Annotated in this window: 9 protein-coding genes; 8 read left to right on the top strand and 1 reads right to left on the bottom strand. The window is 50.8% G+C overall.

What is annotated here, in order from left to right:
* Both mtaB and RS891_RS23025 read left to right on the top strand, forming a co-directional pair.
* The gene (mtaB, locus tag RS891_RS23030; protein WP_113053806.1) at positions 1-1,347 is read left to right on the top strand and encodes a tRNA (N(6)-L-threonylcarbamoyladenosine(37)-C(2))-methylthiotransferase MtaB; all 1,347 of its coding nucleotides are present in this window, start codon (positions 1-3) and stop codon (positions 1,345-1,347) included.
* Between the two features lie 114 nt (positions 1,348-1,461).
* Positions 1,462-1,896 carry an NUDIX hydrolase gene (locus tag RS891_RS23025; protein ID WP_113053807.1) on the top strand — a complete coding sequence of 145 codons (435 nt, stop codon included), beginning with the start codon at positions 1,462-1,464 and terminating at the stop codon, positions 1,894-1,896.
* 53 nt (positions 1,897-1,949) lie between these two features.
* Here the strand turns inward: RS891_RS23025 and RS891_RS23020 are convergent, their stop codons facing one another.
* The gene (locus tag RS891_RS23020) at positions 1,950-2,951 is read right to left on the bottom strand and encodes a Na/Pi cotransporter family protein (protein WP_113053808.1); all 1,002 of its coding nucleotides are present in this window, start codon (positions 2,949-2,951) and stop codon (positions 1,950-1,952) included.
* 461 nt (positions 2,952-3,412) lie between these two features.
* On the opposite strand from RS891_RS23020, the gene RS891_RS23015 reads away from it, so the two are divergent.
* From RS891_RS23015 to RS891_RS22990, 6 genes are all read left to right on the top strand, one after another.
* Positions 3,413-4,789: a class I SAM-dependent rRNA methyltransferase gene (locus RS891_RS23015; protein WP_113053809.1), complete on the top strand. Its 1,377-nt coding sequence runs from the start codon at positions 3,413-3,415 to the stop codon at positions 4,787-4,789.
* A gap of 195 nt (positions 4,790-4,984) precedes the next feature.
* Complete coding sequence (addB, locus tag RS891_RS23010; protein WP_315793284.1) at positions 4,985-8,488, top strand: helicase-exonuclease AddAB subunit AddB; 3,504 nt, start codon at positions 4,985-4,987, stop codon at positions 8,486-8,488.
* Entirely contained in the window at positions 8,485-12,804 is a 4,320-nt protein-coding gene (gene addA, locus RS891_RS23005) for a helicase-exonuclease AddAB subunit AddA (protein ID WP_315793283.1), read from the top strand. The genes addB and addA overlap by 4 nt, the downstream gene beginning before the upstream one ends.
* A 71-nt stretch (positions 12,805-12,875) precedes the next feature.
* The gene (locus RS891_RS23000; protein WP_315793282.1) at positions 12,876-14,060 is read left to right on the top strand and encodes an exonuclease SbcCD subunit D; all 1,185 of its coding nucleotides are present in this window, start codon (positions 12,876-12,878) and stop codon (positions 14,058-14,060) included.
* Positions 14,057-17,476, top strand: coding sequence for an SbcC/MukB-like Walker B domain-containing protein (locus RS891_RS22995; RefSeq protein ID WP_315793281.1), 3,420 nt, complete (start codon positions 14,057-14,059; stop codon positions 17,474-17,476). Before RS891_RS23000 ends, RS891_RS22995 begins: the two co-directional genes overlap by 4 nt.
* Before the next feature lie 509 nt (positions 17,477-17,985).
* On the top strand, positions 17,986-18,285 hold the full coding sequence (locus tag RS891_RS22990) for a hypothetical protein (RefSeq protein WP_258530696.1): 300 nt from the start codon (positions 17,986-17,988) through the stop codon (positions 18,283-18,285).
* Positions 18,286-18,306: the final 21 nt, after the last annotated feature.

Raw genomic sequence — 18,306 nt, 5'->3', positions numbered from 1 at the left:
ATGCCATCCGTGGCGTTTTACACCTTAGGCTGCAAAGTTAATTTTTATGATACAGAGGCGATTTGGCAATTGTTCAAAAACGAAGGATACGATCAGGTAGACTTCGATGAACAGACAGCAGATGTATATTTGATTAATACTTGTACAGTAACCAATACCGGCGACAAAAAGAGCCGCCAGATTATCCGTCGTGCCATACGGCGCAACCCGGAAGCAATTGTAGCCGTTACAGGCTGTTATGCGCAAACTTCTCCAGCAGAGATTTTGGACATCCCTGGCGTGGATCTAGTTATCGGTACACAGGATCGGGACAAAATTTTGCCATATGTCAATGAAATTCAGGAATCTCGTCAGCCCGTCAATGCAGTGCGCAACATCATGAAAACGCGGGTATTTGAAGAGATGGACGTACCGGATTTTGCCGATCGTACCCGTGCGTTTCTCAAAATTCAGGATGGCTGCAATAATTTCTGTACGTTCTGCATTATTCCGTGGTCGCGTGGACTTTCCCGTAGTCGGGAAGCAAATAGCATCATTCAACAGGCTCATCAACTCGTGCACGCCGGATATAAGGAAATTGTTCTGACAGGCATTCATACTGGTGGATACGGGGATGACATGGAGAATTACGATCTGACGGACCTGCTGTGGGACTTGGATAAAGTAGAGGGCCTGGAGCGTATTCGGATCAGTTCGATTGAAGCCAGTCAGATTGATGATCGGATGCTGGATGTGATCAAACGTTCAGACAAACTTGTGCGCCACTTCCATATTCCGCTGCAAGCGGGCGATGATACCGTACTGAAACGCATGCGTCGTAAATATACGACCGAAGAGTTCTACAATAAAATGCTTCGCATTCGGGAAGCGATGCCGGATGTAGCGATTACAACCGACGTTATTGTTGGGTTCCCGGGTGAGACGGATGAGATGTTCCGTAACGGCTACGAACTGATGAAGAAAATCGGTTTTTCCGAAATGCACGTATTCCCATATTCCAAGCGGACCGGAACACCGGCAGCGCGTATGGAGGATCAGGTGGATGAGGAAGTTAAAAATGCACGCGTGCATGAACTGATTGATCTATCCGAGCAAATGCAGCTGGCATACGCCAAGCAATTTGTGGGGCAAGTACTGGATGTCATTCCTGAAGGTGAAGCCAAGGGCCGTGAAGGCAGTGGTAAACTGCACGGTTACAGTGACAATTACATTCAGCTGGTCTTTGATGGTTCCATGGATATGGTCGGCAAAGTATGCCGTGTCAAAGTAACCGAGGCGGGTGTGAATGAAAGTCAGGCTACACTGGTTCGTGTGTTGGAAGAAAATCTCAAGTCCGCAGCGATGTAATCGAGGCGTCAGAAACAAGGATTTCATTTCCTTGGGGAGCGTACCCGTGGAGATGAGGTCCTTCTTTTTCCAAAAAAAAGATAAAGACAATTCCACGTAATGGGGGAGAGCAACATGAACAGAAAAGAAATTTCGGCAGGCGGAGTCGTCTACCGCACGGGAGAAGACGGAAAACTTCAAATTCAACTGATTGTAGATCGCTACGGCAAAACGACCCTCGCCAAGGGCAAAATGGAAGATGGAGAAACGGTGGAACAGACCGCATTGCGTGAAATTCTGGAAGAGACAGGCATGGTCGGCCGAATTGTAGAACCCGTCGATATCATTGCCTATACGTATCAGCATGCTGAGTTTGGACCGGTGGATAAGGAAGTTCATTATTATCTTGTTGAAGCGGAAAGCGGCGATCTGCAGCCTCAGATTGAAGAAATCAAAGGTGTGGATTGGTACGCTCCGGAAGAAGCTTGGTCCAGACAGCTGCAAAGTGGATACGATAATAACGATGATATTTTACGTGTGGCGCTGAACAAATTAGGCATTAACGTATAGCTATTTTCTATTGAGTGACGTATCGCTACTGTTTGTTGAGAGCGTTTTGAGCATCAAGCCACGGGTGACTTCGCTACTGGGGTGGAGACCGGTGGTTTTTTGTGCCAAATCGGCAAGTAGCAAAATGGCAAGGCAAGCAGTGAACTGGTGACGTTAAAAAGGGTCTGGGCATGCGCAATCTGTGCCCCGTTATCCGCTGACAGCCAGGCCGAAACTGCATGCAGCTGGCCGATCAGCGGCATAAATAGCAGCGCTCCCGCAATGTTTAGTACAACATGGGAGGCTGCGACAAATTTGCCTGCGGATGCTCCGCCTGCCGCAGCAATCACGGCGGTGATACAGGTCCCCACGTTCGACCCGATCACAATAGCGATGCCGATCTCCACAGGCAGTACACCTGTGGCTGCAAGCGTAATGGCCATGCTGATGACGGCTGCGCTGCTATGAATGAGCGCCGTCAGACAGGCACCAGCCAGAAAGCCCCACCATAAGCTGTCGGCTGAGCGATCCAGAAACCACTGGAAAACACCCATACTTCGCAGGGGGACGGCAATGGATTGCATCACTTGAATACCTGTCATGACTAGGGCAAATCCGGCTGAAGCGAGAAAGCTGTATTGCATGGTAAATAGCGTCCGGCGTGTGCGTTCAGGAGCGAACTGATTTCGTTCGCCAAGCACAACAAAGACGGCCCAGCCTGTCAGAGAGAAGGCAAGCAGAGGCAGGGAAAACCGTCCGATCTGCAGTCCGACCAGCTCGGTGGTCAGGCACGTCCCGATGTTGGTGCCGAGAATAATGCCAAGTGTGCGTCCGTAGGTAATTAATCTGGTGTTCGCCAGCCCAATGGTTAATACGGTGACGGCAGTACTGCTTTGCAGCAGGGCAGTAGCGCCCGCGCTGAAAGCCATGCCTTTCCAGGGAGCAGAGGTAGCCCGGCCCAACCATCCAGCCAGCATGGGCCCCGCCATCCGCTGCAAGGCTGTTTCCATCAGCTTCATCCCGCCAAAAAAGATAAGAAGCCCGTACAACAGGGGCAGCACAACATCTCTAAACATGAGTTAACATCATTCCTTCCGTGCGTATCCTTATTCCCATCCTATGAGTAAATAAGGACAACCATGACAGGCTAACGGAATTCTGAAGTCAACAGCGATCGGAAGATTGTTCTGTCATTGCAGTGGCAAGTGTGAAATTTGAGATTCATCTGTACAACGACGTAACAGGGATTGAAAGCCCGATCCATAGGAATAACAGCGATTGAAACTATCATCGTAGCGGTCACCCAATTACCGCACCCCCAATCAAAAGATACGGAGATTCTGCAAACGTAGCGGAGGTGATGGAATTGGAACTGTAGAAGCGAAGCGTTCGCCTTTGTCTCCGGATTTTCCCTTTTGAGAAAGGGAATCAGAAAAATCTGGAGACAACAGCGATCGAAGTCCAATCCATCACCGCAGCGGTCTCTTTTGCACCAAGCCTATCTTTTGAACAATAAATTAAAGGAAGTGGATCTATCTTGCCATCAGTTACACTGGAACGTAGCCGCAAAAAGCGGCTTGAACATGCACACCCATGGATATATAACAATGAAATCGCCTCTGTTGAAGGAAATCCCGAGCCGGGAGATCTCGTCAACGTATTGAACCACCAAGGTCGCTATCTTGCGACGGGATACTATAATCCTGCATCTCAGATCACGGTTCGAGTTGTGGCCTATCAACCTTTGGAGTTTGAACAGATGGACACCGCGTTTTTTGCAGCGCGTTTCCGTGATTGCTTGCGCCACCGGGAGCGTTTTATCCAGGATGGAGAGGCATACCGTCTCGTTTATGGGGAAGCTGATTTCCTGCCAGGACTGATAGTTGACCGTTTTGGCAGCATCCTTGTTGTTCAGTTGCTCACATTGGGCATGGACCGTTGTCGTGAAGCGATTGTACAAGCTCTAATTGAAGTGATGCAGCCAGAAGGCATCTATGAACGCAGTGATGTATCCATTCGTGAACTGGAAGGTTTGGAGCAGACGAAGGGACCATTGTACGGGGATTGCCCGCGTCATGTCACGGTAACCGAGAACGGATTGCTCATTAAGGTGGACATCGTGGAAGGCCAAAAGACAGGGTATTTCTTCGACCAGCGCGAGAATCGTGCAGCCATCGAACCACTTATGAAGGGTTGGGGGTACAAGAGTGGCATTACGCTCCAACAGACTGAGCAGGATGGTACGCAGCAGTTGCTTCCTGTGAATAAAAGTGGCAAGGTTGTGACGTTCCCTTATTGGGATGGGGCCACTGTGCTGGAATGTTTCTCCCATACAGGTAGCTTCACATTGAACGCCTGCAAATATGGAGCCAAAAAAGTAACATGCCTTGATATCTCAGAGCATGCAATTGAAAGTGCACGTACTAACGTAGAGCTGAATGGTTTCACTGACCGGGTAGAATTTGTCGTTGCGGATGCATTCCAATATTTGCGTGAGCAGGTGAAAGGCCTCGATGAGCGTAACGTACGTGCCCGTGCTGGCGAACAGAAAGTGGATACGTCCAAAGCGCTTGCAGCTGGTGGTAAAACATTTGATGTGGTTATCCTCGATCCACCAGCCTTTGCCAAAACGAAATCAGCAGTCAAAGGCGCATGCCGTGGGTATAAGGATATCAATCTGCAAGGAATGAAGCTGGTGAATGAGGGCGGGTATCTCGTAACCGCAAGCTGTTCATACCACATGCGTCCGGATCTCTTCCTGGAAACCATTGCGGATGCAGCCGAGGATGCAGGCAAAGTGCTACGTTTAATCGACTGGAAAGCAGCTGGTAAGGATCACCCTCAAATTTTGGGTGTAGACGAAGGTCATTACCTGAAATTTGCCATCTTCGAAGTACGCAGCAAAAAGAATTAATTGAGCGATTTCCAATTAAATGGAACACACATTTACGTAAAGAGTCCACAGTTTTCATAAGCTGCGGGCTTTTTGCTATGCTCATGCAAAAGCTCTCTGGAATTGCCGGATAGTGGCAAACGTATGTTCCGAACCAAGTCAGATATGTTATACTGGGAATTAAAATCTTGTTCGTGATGGTTTGGAGGATTAAACATGTCCGTACGCTTTGTTATTGGCCGGGCAGGCAGCGGCAAGAGTGCGCTGATTACCCGGGAAATCACATCCCTGCTTCAAAAGGAACCGCAAGGTAAACCACTGATTCTTCTGGTCCCGGAACAGAGTTCGTTTCGAACCGAACAGTCACTGGTTTCTTCAGGGGCTATTAAAGGTACCATGCGCGCTGAAGTGCTTGGTTTTCGCCGATTGGCCTATCGGGTAATGCAGGAGGCAGGTGGTTCTGCACGTATTCCCATTGGAGCTGAAGGCAAAAAAATGCTGCTCTACAAAGTGCTCCAGCGTCGAAAGGAAGAATTGAAGCTATTTGGAGCATCGGGCAGTCAGCTGGGATTTATAGGAGACTTAAATGATTTATACAGTGAGTTTAAACGTTATGAACTTGACCCTGCTTCACTGGAAGAAGGACTTTCCACATGGAATACTTCCTCTTCTGCACCGATTCTGGGAGACAAGCTGCATGACTTGCTTCTTATATACCGTGACTATGAAAAGGAATTAACCGAGCTATATATCGATGATGAAGACACGTTGACTGAACTGACAGAGCGATTGCCAGAAAGCATGTTGCTGCAAGATGCACAGATCTGGATCGATGGATTTCAGGGATTTACCCCGCAGGAAATGAGTGTCATTGGAAGACTGATGCTGCAAGCTTCTTCCGTTACAATTACATTGACGTTGGATCGAGCTTACGACCACGGCGCACTTCCAGGAGAATTGGAGCTGTTCCATCCCACAGCGAGTGCATACGCACGTCTCAAAGGCATGGCTGAAGATCTGGGTGTTCTTAATGAGACAACCTTGCTTCAACCGGAAGTTTTGCCAAGATATGAAGGCAGTCCTGGACTGGCGCATTTGGAGGCTGGCTTTGATCGCAGAGTTCGCTGGAAGAGTGAAGGGCGCGATGCAGGTGTCCGACTTTACACCGCGGAGAACCGCCGGGCTGAGATGGAAGGAGCACTTCGTGAGATGCGTCGTTTGGCGCAAGATGAAGGTGCGCGTTATCGAGATATGGCAGTGCTTGTTCGTCAGTTGGATACATATGCCGATATTGCTGAGCCCCTATTCAGGGACTATGGTGTGCCTGTCTTTCTGGATCGGAGAAGAAATGAACTACATCATCCATTAGCGGAATTTATTCGTTCTGCACTCGATATCGTTCGCCGTCGCTGGCGTTATGAGGATGTGTTTCGTTGTGTGAAAACGGATCTGCTTCTACCGCGGGACGGTTCCATCAAACGTGAAGATATGGACCAGCTCGAAAATTATATATTGGCATGCGGAATTCACGGATACCGCTGGACAGATGGAAAGCCATGGAAGTATGTACCCAGCCTTTCCCTGGAAGACAACGATCAGGAAGTCCGCAGCCGGGGCCGGGAACAAATGCTGTCCTTAATGGAAAAATGCCGTACGGTAATTGTTGATCCACTGGGTGCTTTTGAGAAACGAATGAGCAAGGCAAAGACAGCCAAAGACCAATGTGCGGCGCTATACAGATTACTGGAAGATGCCGAGATTCCTTGGAAGCTGGATCAGATGTCTGCAGAAGCCAAGGACCAGGGGGATCCGGAACGGTCAAGAGAGCATCGTCAAATGTGGGGTGCCGTCCTAGATCTATTAGATCAGATGGTTGATATGATGGGTGCCGAACGGCTGGATATTGATCTGTTTGCCGGGCTGATGGAGACCGGATTAACCGAACTGAAGTTGGGACTTGTTCCTCCAGCGCTTGATCAAGTGTTGGTTGGATCGATGGATCGTACACGTCTTCAGGGTATCAATTACGTATTTATTCTTGGTGCAGTTGATGGTGAACTTCCTGCTGTGCCTCAGGATGATGGTGTGTTAACTGAGCAGGAACGGCTGTTATTGACAGAGAGAGGACTGGGACTTGGGCCAGGAGCAACAAGACAAATGCTGGATGAACGCTTTCTGATCTATACAGCCCTGACAGCGGCGAGCAAGCAGTTATGGCTGAGTTATCCCGTTGCAGATGATGAAGGGAAAACATTACTGCCCTCGGAAATTGTACGACATGTACGGAAGATGTTCGGTCTGCATGAGCAGCCATTGCTTGCCCAGCCGCCGGTTACCAATGCTGAAGAGATACACTGGTCTTATGTTAACCATCCTGGTCAGAGCCTCTCTTATCTCATCGGACAATTGCGCAGATGGCGTCGTGGAGAAGATATTCCTGAAATGTGGTGGGCGATCTATAACTGGCATGTCTCTCGGGAGGCGAGCAGACCTCAGCTGGAACAATTGCTTGGATCGGTCTTTTATCGCAATCGGGCGTTACCTCTGCGTACGGCTACCAGTCGTAGATTATATGGTACAGAGGTAAGGACGAGTGTCTCTCGAATGGAGCGTTTTGTGGCATGTGCGTTCTCCCATTTTGCATCCCATGGGCTGCGATTGAAAGAGCGCCAGTTGTACCGCTTGCAAGCCCCTGATATTGGACAATTGTTCCATGCTGCCTTGAGTCAGCTTGCCATACGTTTGCGTGAGCAGAATCGCAGCTGGGGCAGTCTGTCTCCGGATGAATGTCGAAAGGAAGCGGAACACACCGTGGAGCAAATTGCACCACAGTTGCAGGGAGAGATTTTGCTTAGCACGAAACGGTATGGTTACATTTTCCGCAAGCTGAAGGATATCGTTAGCCGGGCATCGGTTATTTTGGGTGAACAGTCCAGACGGGGAAGCTTTGAACCGATTGGGCTGGAGCTTGATTTTGGACCAGGCAAACCCCTGCCACCGCTGCGCTTCGAATTGGAAAATGGCTGTGTGATGGAGATCGTGGGACGGATCGACCGTGTGGATGTGGCTGAAGGAGAGAACGGCCTGCTGTTGCGGGTTATTGATTACAAATCGAGCCAGACCGATCTCAAGCTGCATGAAGTATATTATGGCCTATCATTACAGATGCTCACGTACCTGGAGGTGCTGCTTAGTGCTGCCGAGGAGTGGCTTGGAGAATCGGCGATGCCTGGAGGAACACTCTATTTCCATGTGCATAACCCGTTGCTTCAATCGGCGAATGGCATGACTTCTGAGCAGGCAGGACAAGAACTGCTGAAAAGGTTCAAAATGAAAGGCTTGCTGCTCGCGGACCGGGATGCGATCGCTCAAATGGACAATACCCTGGACAAAGGCTATTCAGCTATTATTCCGGTTGCGCTTAAGGCTGATGGCAGCTTTTATAGCAGTGCTGCTGTAGCTACGCCAGAGCAATGGGATACTTTGCTGGCTTCAGTTCGCAGCAATATACGTGAGATTGGCACCCGGATTACAGACGGGGATGTGGCGATTGAACCTTACCGTATCCAGCAGGAGGTTGCATGCACCTTCTGTCCATACAAGCCAGTCTGTCAATTTGATGAAAATATCGAAGGCAATGAATATAATCTGTTGTCCAAACCGGGCAAACAGCAAATCTGGGACATGCTGTCTCATGACAAAGGAGGGGAATCATCATGACGAATATGCCAAAACCGGAGGGAAGCTTCTGGAGTGATGACCAATGGAGTGCCATCTCACAAAGTGGGGAAGACATTCTGGTTGCTGCTGCTGCGGGTTCGGGGAAGACGGCTGTTTTGGTTGAACGGATTATTCGTAAGATTGCAGACCCTTCCCGCGGATTCAGCGTAGATCGTTTGCTGGTTGCAACATTTACGAAAGCTGCTGCGGCCGAGATGAAGCAACGGATACGGGAAGCACTGGAACGTGCACTTGAAGAGCAGCCTGCCGAAGAACATTTGCGCAAACAACTTTCTCTACTTGGGCGGGCATCCATTACGACTCTGCATTCATTCTGTATGGAGGTCATTCGTCGTTATTATCAGCAAATCCCATTAAACCCGGCTTTCCGGATTCTGAATGAAAATGAAGCTGAAATTATGCGGCAGGAATTGCTGGAGCAGTTGTTTGAGGAAAAGTATGGGGAAGAAGACGAAGGCAGTACATTCCGCGAATTGGTGGATTGGTTCAGTGGGGAACGAAACGATGATGCCATGCATCGACTTGTGCAGCGTTTGTATGATTTCTCACGCAGTCATTCCTGGCCGGATCATTGGCTTGCGGAGATGGCATCTGCTTTTCAGGTGGAAAGTGTCGAGGCACTTGGGCATTCTGCATGGGTTCAGAGTATTTTGCGAGATGCCGCGCTTGCCCTGAGTGGAGCTGCTGGTCTGCTGCGTCAAGGGATCAGCATATCGATGCAGCCGGAAGGTCCGAAACCTTATGCAGATACATTAAAAGAAGATCTGGCAATGGTCGAAGAGCTTCTGTCAGCTGTAGAGGTCATGCCGTGGGAAAGATTGCCTGAAGTGTTTCAGCCAGCAGCTTTTGGCAAGCTGAAACCTTGCAAAAAGGACCAGACGGACCCGGGGTTACAAGAACAGGTCAAGGAACTGCGTGAGGCGGCGAAAAAAGCTGTTACGGACCTGAAAGGGTCGTTGTTTGGAAGAAGTGCGTTTTCGTTTTGGCAGGAGCTGGAGCAGGCTGCACCCCTAATGCAGGAACTGTCCAAGCTGGTCAGCGCATTTGGAGAGCGATATCGACAGGCCAAGCAGGAACGCAGTCAGGTTGATTTCAGTGACTTGGAGCATTACTGTCTTCATATTTTGCGTCATGAGGATTCAACCCCTGGACTGTCCATGCCTTCGGATGCTGCAATGGAATACCGGGCACGTTTCGATGAAGTGCTGCTGGATGAATATCAGGATACCAATACGGTGCAGGAAGATATCGTCAGACTGATTTCTAGAGAAAATCCAGGAAACCGATTCATGGTTGGTGATGTAAAACAGAGTATTTACCGTTTTCGTCTGGCGGAACCCGGTCTGTTTCTGAACAAGTATCGTCAATACGCAGCGAATTCGGATATGGAATTGGACGAAGAGAGAGATTCATTGCATGCAGGAAGACGTATTGATCTTGCCCGCAACTTCCGTAGTCGTGCAGAAGTCGTCCATTCGGTCAACATGTTATTCAAGCAGCTCATGAATGAAGGGGTAGCTGAGATTGCCTATGATGAACGAGCGCAGCTCGCTTATGGGGCTACTTTCCCGGAAGAGACGCTTGGAGATGAGGTATACACACCTGAACTCATGTTGATTGATCGTCAAGGCGGAGGACCTGATCTCACGGAAAGCACGGACGAAAACGGGGACGCGTTGCCTTCTGCTGAGCTGGAGAGTGCCGAGCTGGAAACCGCTCAGCTGGAAGCTCGGGCCATGGCTCGACGTATTCGTGAAATGGTTGGAGATACGGATAAACCAGCCCTCAATGTTTATGATAAAGCCCTCAAATCCATGCGACCTGCGCGTTACGGAGACATTGTCATTTTGCTGCGTTCTGCCCTGATGTGGGCTCCACTCATGATTGAGGAGTTCAGACAGCAGGGTATTCCTGCCGGAGGGGAGCAAAGCAAAGGGTATTTTCAGGCCACCGAAGTGGAAGTGATGTTGTCCTTGCTTCAGATTGTGGATAATCCAAGACAGGATATCCCACTTGCTTCCGTGCTTCGTTCGCCGATTGTCGGTTTGGATGAAGAAGAGCTGGCGCAGATTCGTCTTGGGGACAAGCGACAGTCTTTCTATGATGCTGTTGTATCAGCTGCAGGAGCATTCAATAGTTCGTTGAATGTTTCCAGACTGCATGGTGAGAAAGTTTCGAATCCGGATTCATCTGCAATCCAGCTGGTATGGCCGGAAGCCTGGTCGGAAATGGAACAGGGGCAGCGGGAGTCGGCTGTATCCGCCGAAGCAGATGTTATCGAACGTGTACAGGAATCCTCTGTACATGCAAATAAAGACGAGATCCTGGATGCTGGTATAGATGCAAGTATGGGTGTAGGTATAAGCGAAGATACGCATAGGGAGAACGATACCGACTCAGAGCTGCAACAAAAGTTAATTCGCTTTATGCGTCAGTTGGAACAATGGCGGCTTGAAGCCAGACAAGGCAGTCTGAGTGAACTCATTTGGCGAATGTATCGGGAAACGGGTTATCTGGACTGGGTTGGCGGCCTGCCGGGAGGCATGCAGCGTCAAAGTAATTTGAAGGCTCTATATGATCGCGCTCGGCAATATGAAGAGGCAACGGCCAATCGTGGGTTGTTCCGCTTCCTGACCTATGTATCCAGACTACGTGAGAACGGGGGAGATCTTGGCACCGTAGCAAGTGGTTCTGGTGAGCAGGACAATGCGGTACGCATCATGACGATTCACCGGAGTAAGGGCTTGGAATTCCCTATTGTTTTTGTAGGGGGCATATCCAAAATGTTCAATCAGCAGGATCTGAATTCGCCGTTTCTGATGCATAAGGAGTTGGGGTTTGGTCCGAGGTTTGTAGATCGTGAGAATCGGGTTGCCTATCCAACGTTGGCTAATCTGGCGATTCGTCGTCGTGCCCATTTTGAGCTGCTTGCCGAAGAAATGCGGGTACTCTATGTGGCTCTGACCCGTCCAAAAGAGAAAATGATTTTGGTTGGTACGGTAAAAGATGTTGTTAAAAAGGCAGTGGCCTGGTCTCAGATTAAGGACAGCCCGGAACGGGTATTGCCTGACTATCTGCTTGCAGCAGGACGGAGTTACCTGGACTGGATCGGCCCCTCCTTGATGAGACATCCGGACGCGGCTTTGCTGCGTGAACTTGCGGGAGGCACTGATTCGTATGCTGCCTGCCTTGTGGATGATGAATCACGTTGGGGCATTTCCGTCATTTCTGCTGATCAAGTATCCCGGGAGATATTTGTGGATCAGTCGCTTGGTGAAGAAGACGGCATGACAGAAGTGCGGAAACATCGAATTGCTGCCCTAAAAGCAGTTCAGCCTGTGGAGCTGTATCCTTCCTCATCTGAAGAAGAGATGATCGAGGATACACATGATTCAACACCACGAGACATCAGTGAGGAAGCTGTATTATCAATAGGTGATCAAGAGGGCGTGCAGCTGCTTCGTGAAGTAGATAAACGGCTTTCATGGACATATCCTCATCAAGCAGCAACGCAAGTAGCTGCCAGCACATCGGTTACCGAACTGAAGACATTGCTTGCCATGCAGGAACAACAACCGTTACAGATGATGGAGGAAGTTGAAGAACAATCTGAGTCTTCTGTGGATTATGAGGGCCGTGAAGCGAAGGATGGAGGCTCGTTCTTTAAATTGCATCTCCGTCGTCCCAAATTCATGGAGGAGAAACAATTGACTGGAGCCGAGCGGGGAACGGTGTATCATACGTTGATGCAGCATCTTCCTGTAGATGGTTCACCTGTTGATTCGCAAATCGTTGAGCAGACACTTTTGCGGTTAGTTGAGCTCCAGATTTTGCTCCCCCATCAGGCAGAGGTTATTGAGTCTGAACAACTGGCCGGATTCTTCAATACAGAGCCTGGGACAGAATTGTTGCGTGCGGAGTGGGTGAAACGGGAGATCCCGTTTATTTATGGACTTCCTGCACATCATTCTCCTGACGAATGGCTTCATAGTCTGTCACCAGATGCAGGTATGCAAACGTTGGAGGAAGACGGTAAGATGCAGGCATCGCTAGAAAATGAGACGGTGCTGGTACAGGGGATTATTGACTGCCTGTATGAAGTGGATGAGGAGCTTGTTTTGCTCGATTACAAGACAGATCGGGTGTTGGAGCATCGGGGCGGACTGGATAAACTGACGGAAAACTATCGTTTCCAGCTAGAGCTGTACGGCCGGGCTATTGAAGATATTCTGGGTCGGAAAGTCGACCGGAAGTGGCTGTACTTTTTTGATGGCGGACATGCTGTGAAACTATAAAGTGAAATTTTAAAACGGCCGGATGGAATTTTTATCATTGGATTTGGCATGAGAGAGGGGTTGAACGGACGATGCGGATTTTGCACACAGGGGACTGGCATCTGGGGAAAACGCTGGAGGGACGGAGCCGGCTGCGAGAGCAGGAGGATTTTGTGGATGAGCTTGTTAGACTCGCGGATGAGCAGCAGGCAGATGCCATATTGATGGCTGGAGACGTGTACGATTCTGTAAATCCGCCTGCATCGGCGGAACAGCTTTTTTATGAGGCTGCGGCGCGTCTGAAAGAACAAGGGAGACCACTTGTGGTGATTGCCGGGAATCATGATCAGCCGGAGCGAGTGGCTTCGGTGACCCCGCTTGTGAACAGACAGGGAATCACACTTGTAGGCATGCCTACTTCAGAAGCAGTTACGATCCATGCCAAGCGAACGGGAGAGACTGCGCAGATTGCTGCATTGCCATATCCCTCGGAAGCGAGACTGAACGAATTGCTGACAACGGATGGGGATGAGAATGTGCTTCGCCAGGCATACAGTCGCCGGGTCGGCATGTTAATGCAGCGTCTGGCTGCTTCTTTTCGTGCGGATACGGTGAATTTGGCAATGAGTCATATTTATGTTCTGGGCGGTGTGGAAAGTGATTCGGAACGTCCCATTCAGGTAGGGGGCGCCTATACGGTTGACCCTTCTGCATTGTCGACTGGTGCCCAATATACAGCACTGGGGCATCTCCATCGTGCGCAGGCAGTTAAAGGGGACGGTGTGATTCGGTATAGTGGTTCTCCACTGGCCTACAGTTTCTCTGAAGCGGGGCAGAGCAAGTCCGTCACCATGGTTGATCTGGCACCAGGAGGAGCCGCAAACGTGGAAGAAGTGCTGTTGACCTCCGGACGTCCACTTGTACGCTGGAAGGCGCGTGGCGGTCTGGCTGAAGTTTATCGGTGGCTTGATGAAGGGCGTGATCCTCAGGCTTATATAGATATGGAAGTCTGGCTGGATGACGCCATGTCTCTGAAAGAAATTCAGCAGCTACGTAAGTCGCATGACGGAATTATTCATATCCGTCCGGTGTATCCCGAGATGGCAGCTGCTGGGCTTTTGGAACAACGATCCGAGCTTCCAGTACATGAGCTTTTCCGCAAATTTTATCAGCGTCAGACAGGTGGGGCATTACCCGAAGACAGTCTGGTTCAACTGTTCCTGGAACTCGTCGATGAGGACGAGCCGGGTGTGCGTGAGGAGGTCGAGGGAAATTGAAGCCGATTTTATTGAAAGTTGCAGGTCTGCAAAGTTATCGGGAGACTCAGGAGATTGATTTTACCGTATTGACGGAAACGGGACTGTTCGGCATTTTTGGCCCTACAGGCAGCGGGAAATCTTCTTTGCTCGACGCGATTACGCTGGCGATGTACGGAAAAGTGGAACGTGCGGTTAACGGTACCCAGGGAATCATGAATCACGCTGAGGATTCGTTGTCCGTTTCTTTTACGTTTGAACTTGTATCGGCGGAAGGTACAAGAAGATTTCGGGTGGAACGACGTTTCAAACGAAACAATGAGGTTTCGGTGAGCAACACCATCAGCAAATTCATTGAGACCGTCAACGGAGAGGAACAGGTGCTGGCTGATAAATTGGCAGACGTAAACCGCTGCGTTGAAGATGTCATTGGGTTGAAAATGGATGATTTTACGCGAGCCGTTGTGCTTCCACAAGGGAAATTCGCTGAGTTTCTGTCGCTGAAAGGCAGTGAACGACGCCAGATGCTGCAACGCTTATTCCATCTGGAGAAGTATGGAGATCAGCTTGCCATCAAGCTCAGCCGGCGGGTGAAGGACAATGATATGGTTCATCAGTCACTGGCTGCGGAGCAGCAGGGGCTCGGCAATGCCAGCAAAGAGACGTTGGCGGAAACGGAGCTTCTTCTTCAAGCTGCTGTGAAACAGTCTGAATTGTCACGCAAAACGCTTGATGAAGCGATGACCGAAGCCGAACAGCTCGGCAAAGTCCGTGAGTTAAGCCATGAACGCCAGGCTCGTATTGAGGAACACGAAAAGCTGAAAGCACGTGCACCACAGATCGAAGCTGGGGAACAACGGCTGAAACTGGCTGGGGCGGCAGACGCGATACTCCCTTCTTTGCAGACGATGCGTGACGCAGCAGCACAGCAGAAGTTACGTGAGGATGCAGCCGAGATTGCTCACCAGCAAGCTGCGGAACATGAACGGCTGGCTGTACTGGAAGCCGAGAAGGCCGAAACGGCCCGTGTACAGATGGCTGAGGAAGAACCCAAGCTGCTGCTTCGATTGGAACAGCTGGAACAGGCCAAGGAGTTACAACGAGAACGGGACGGGCTACGAGAGGATAGTACCCGCCTTAAGCAGCTTTTGGACAAAGGACAGGCAGAACAGAGCGTCATCGGACAACAGCTGGAGAAGGAGAAAGAATTACAGCAACGTGGCCGCAAACGGCGGGAAGAATTACAGGAAAGTCTGAAGCCGAATGAAGTGAAGTCCGAAGAACGCAGGCAGCTGCAGGCTGCACTGGAATTGAAGCATCGTCTGGATACTGCTGCGGAGCAATTGCGCCTGAACAAGGCTGAGATGGAAGCCAATAAGCAGTCGGCTGAACAGGGTGCAGACAGGCTGAAGCTGGCTACCCAGGAAGAGAGCCGTCTGAGTGAACAGCGTCAGCATCTGATTGAACAGGCGGCAACGGGTCTTGAGGCCTTGCTTGCCTGTGAACAGGACATTGGCCGCGAACAGAGCCTGCTGGCCAGGGCGGAGGAGCAGCTGCGCGGAACCATGCGTGAGCAGGAGCTGCACCGGCTCTCCTCCGCCTTGCGCGCCGAGCTGCGCGACGGCGAGCCATGCCCGGTGTGCGGCTCCGCACACCACCCACTCCCGGCTGCGCCGCCGGGAGAAGGTCCGCCCGCAGGCGATGCGGACCTGGAACTGCTGCGCAGCCTGCATGCAGAGCTGCAGGAGCTGCGCTTTGGGCTGCGCCAGCAGCTGCACGAACGTCGCAGCCTGCTGACGCAGCTTGGTGCTGCGGCCGTCGAAGCCCCGGCCGCAGCCGAGGCCGCGCCTGCGGCAGCGGAGCCGGAGCCCGCCGGGTCGCCCGTACACGGGCGCTCCCCGGCGGACTGGGCGGAGCGTGCCGCCGCACTGCGCGAAGCCGCGCGGGCACTGGCCGCAGCCGCAGCGCCGCTGCAAGCGGAAGCCGCCGCGTTGCAGCAGGCGGCTGTGGGCGCGCAGCAGCGCCGCATGGAAGCGGCTGCTGCGCAGGAGGCCGGCCAAGCCGGACTCGCCCAGGCGGAGCGCCGGTTGGCCGAGAGTGAGGCCGCCGCAACCGCATTGCACGGCCGCTGGGCCGCGGAACTGCCAGGCATCGCTCAAGAGCAGGCCATGGCCCTTCATCAGGCGATGCAGGAGCGCGACGCGCGCGCAGAAGACATCAAGGAACGACTGAACAAGAGCGTGACGTTCCTTGAAGAAAAGGAACAGCTGGTACAGTCCCTACAGCAGAAGCTGGTTGAGTTGGACAAACAGCTGATTCAGTGGCAAACGGAATGGCAAGGAAACAGCAAACAGCTCGCCGAGAAGGAAGAACGTCTGCGCCAATGGGTTGGCGAGCAGCGGGTCGAGGACTTGATTGCTGCGGCCCAGACACGACTGGATGGGCTGCGGAAAATTGCTTCCGATTCAGCACAGCGTTACAAAGAAGCAGATGCGCTAAAACAGGAATCAGCCAAAAAGGATGTCATGGCTCATCAAGCAGCAGCTTCGGCAGCAGAGCATTTGCAGCAGGCACAGGAACGCTGGAAGCAATTGCTGGATCAATCGCCATTTGACTCCGAGAATGCCGTTGTGGAAGCAGCCCTTCCTTCCCAAGAAGCAGAGCGGATGGTGGCGGAAATTCAGCAGCATCGGGAGCGTGATCGTGAACTTGTATCTCAATTGCGTGAGCTGGAACAAAAACTGGGCGGAGCTGTTGTATCCGAGGAACAATGGCTGGCATGCACAGAGCGACTCCAGCAGTCTCGTGCAGAGGATGAAGCGGCTCTTAGAGCCAAGGCGCGTGCAGAACGGGATCTGGAAGATGTGCAACAGCGACACGTTCGTTGGACCGAGTTAGAGAACAAACGGGTGGAAGTGAGCCGACAAGGTGAAATGCTTAGCAAACTGCAAGCAGCTTTCAGAGGTAATGCATTTGTCGAGTATATTGCAGAAGAACAACTGATGCAGGTTAGTCAGGCTGCTTCACAGCGTCTGCGCTTCCTGACCAAACAACGTTACTCACTTGAGGTGGATTCGGGCGGCGGCTTCGTCATCTGTGATGATGCAAACGGTGGGGTTAAACGTCCGGTGTCCACCTTGTCCGGTGGAGAGACGTTCCTGACTTCGTTGTCACTGGCACTGGCTCTGTCTGCCCAGATTCAGTTGCGTGGTCAGTACCCACTGCAATTCTTCTTCCTGGATGAAGGCTTTGGCACATTGGACCCTGAATTGCTGGATACCGTCATTACATCATTAGAAAAACTGCATGATGACCGTCTTGCCGTCGGTATTATTAGTCACGTTCCAGAGCTGCGAGCACGCTTGCCACGCAAACTTGTAGTTATTCCAGCGGGTGAAGCCGGAGCTGGCTCTCGCGTAGTATTGGAAACATTATAGGGATTTGAACACAGAACACATATGATTGAATGATTCCCAATTGTGATTCTTCTCATAAACTAATCTTTAAAGTTTGATCCTAAGGGGAAGCTCCTGAATAATTGAGGTTTGTTAGTCTGAATCTCATTTATATATATTCGTTGTGACAGTTGAGTGAGATTGCTCACAGATACAGGTTCATCCTGTTGTTATACTACAGTTAAGCCGACAAACTTTATGTTAAGCACCCCGGCGGACGTCTGATCAGGAATCATCCTGGTTAGACGCCCGCGACAGCAGACTTCCGTATGGAAACTGCAACGGGGTGCTTCTTTTTTCGTTTTTTAATTCACAGGGGTACAACTTCTATACCTATATCACTCCTTAGGCACTTATCTTGAAACTCTTGTCATTGACAGTGTCATTTCGCCCAGATCTGAATACCATGAAAGGGTGATGAAGAGCAGAACAGATTCGGGAGGCGATCGAACGTGGAAAAGGTAGAAGCGAAGAAACTGTGTAAGGAACACATGCATCGCTATGTATGTATACAGATGCATGACGGTGCCCATTATGATGGCATTGTGGAACATGTGGATGATGACATGATTTATTTGGCTGTTCCCGTAGGGCATGAAGCTGCAGTTAATCATGCAAATGCAAACTGGGGACCAAATATGATGCCAGTTACTTATCCAGCGCATTCACGGGGATTTTTCCCGGGATATGGATATCCATATCCTTACTATGGTTATGGTCGCAGACGTTTTAATAGGCTGGTACTTCCTCTGATTGGTCTCACTGCCTTAACATTATTACCTTATTATTGATAGAATTGTGTGATGGAGTAA

It is taken from the genome of Paenibacillus sp. BIC5C1, assembly GCF_032399705.1.
GTDB classification, from domain to species: Bacteria; Bacillota; Bacilli; order Paenibacillales; family Paenibacillaceae; genus Paenibacillus; species Paenibacillus taichungensis_A.
Note: the sequence above shows the minus strand (reverse complement) of the source record. Positions and strands in the feature narration are given on the sequence as shown.

Coding starts and splice junctions, on each gene's coding strand:
- addB (WP_315793284.1), top strand. CDS start 4,985: ATGTCCGTACGCTTTGTTATTGGCCGGGCAGGCAGCGGCAAGAGTGCG.
- mtaB (WP_113053806.1), top strand. CDS start 1: ATGCCATCCGTGGCGTTTTACACCTTAGGCTGCAAAGTTAATTTTTAT.
- RS891_RS23020 (WP_113053808.1), bottom strand. CDS start 2,951: ATGTTTAGAGATGTTGTGCTGCCCCTGTTGTACGGGCTTCTTATCTTT.
- RS891_RS23000 (WP_315793282.1), top strand. CDS start 12,876: ATGCGGATTTTGCACACAGGGGACTGGCATCTGGGGAAAACGCTGGAG.
- addA (WP_315793283.1), top strand. CDS start 8,485: ATGACGAATATGCCAAAACCGGAGGGAAGCTTCTGGAGTGATGACCAA.
- RS891_RS22990 (WP_258530696.1), top strand. CDS start 17,986: ATGCATCGCTATGTATGTATACAGATGCATGACGGTGCCCATTATGAT.
- RS891_RS23025 (WP_113053807.1), top strand. CDS start 1,462: ATGAACAGAAAAGAAATTTCGGCAGGCGGAGTCGTCTACCGCACGGGA.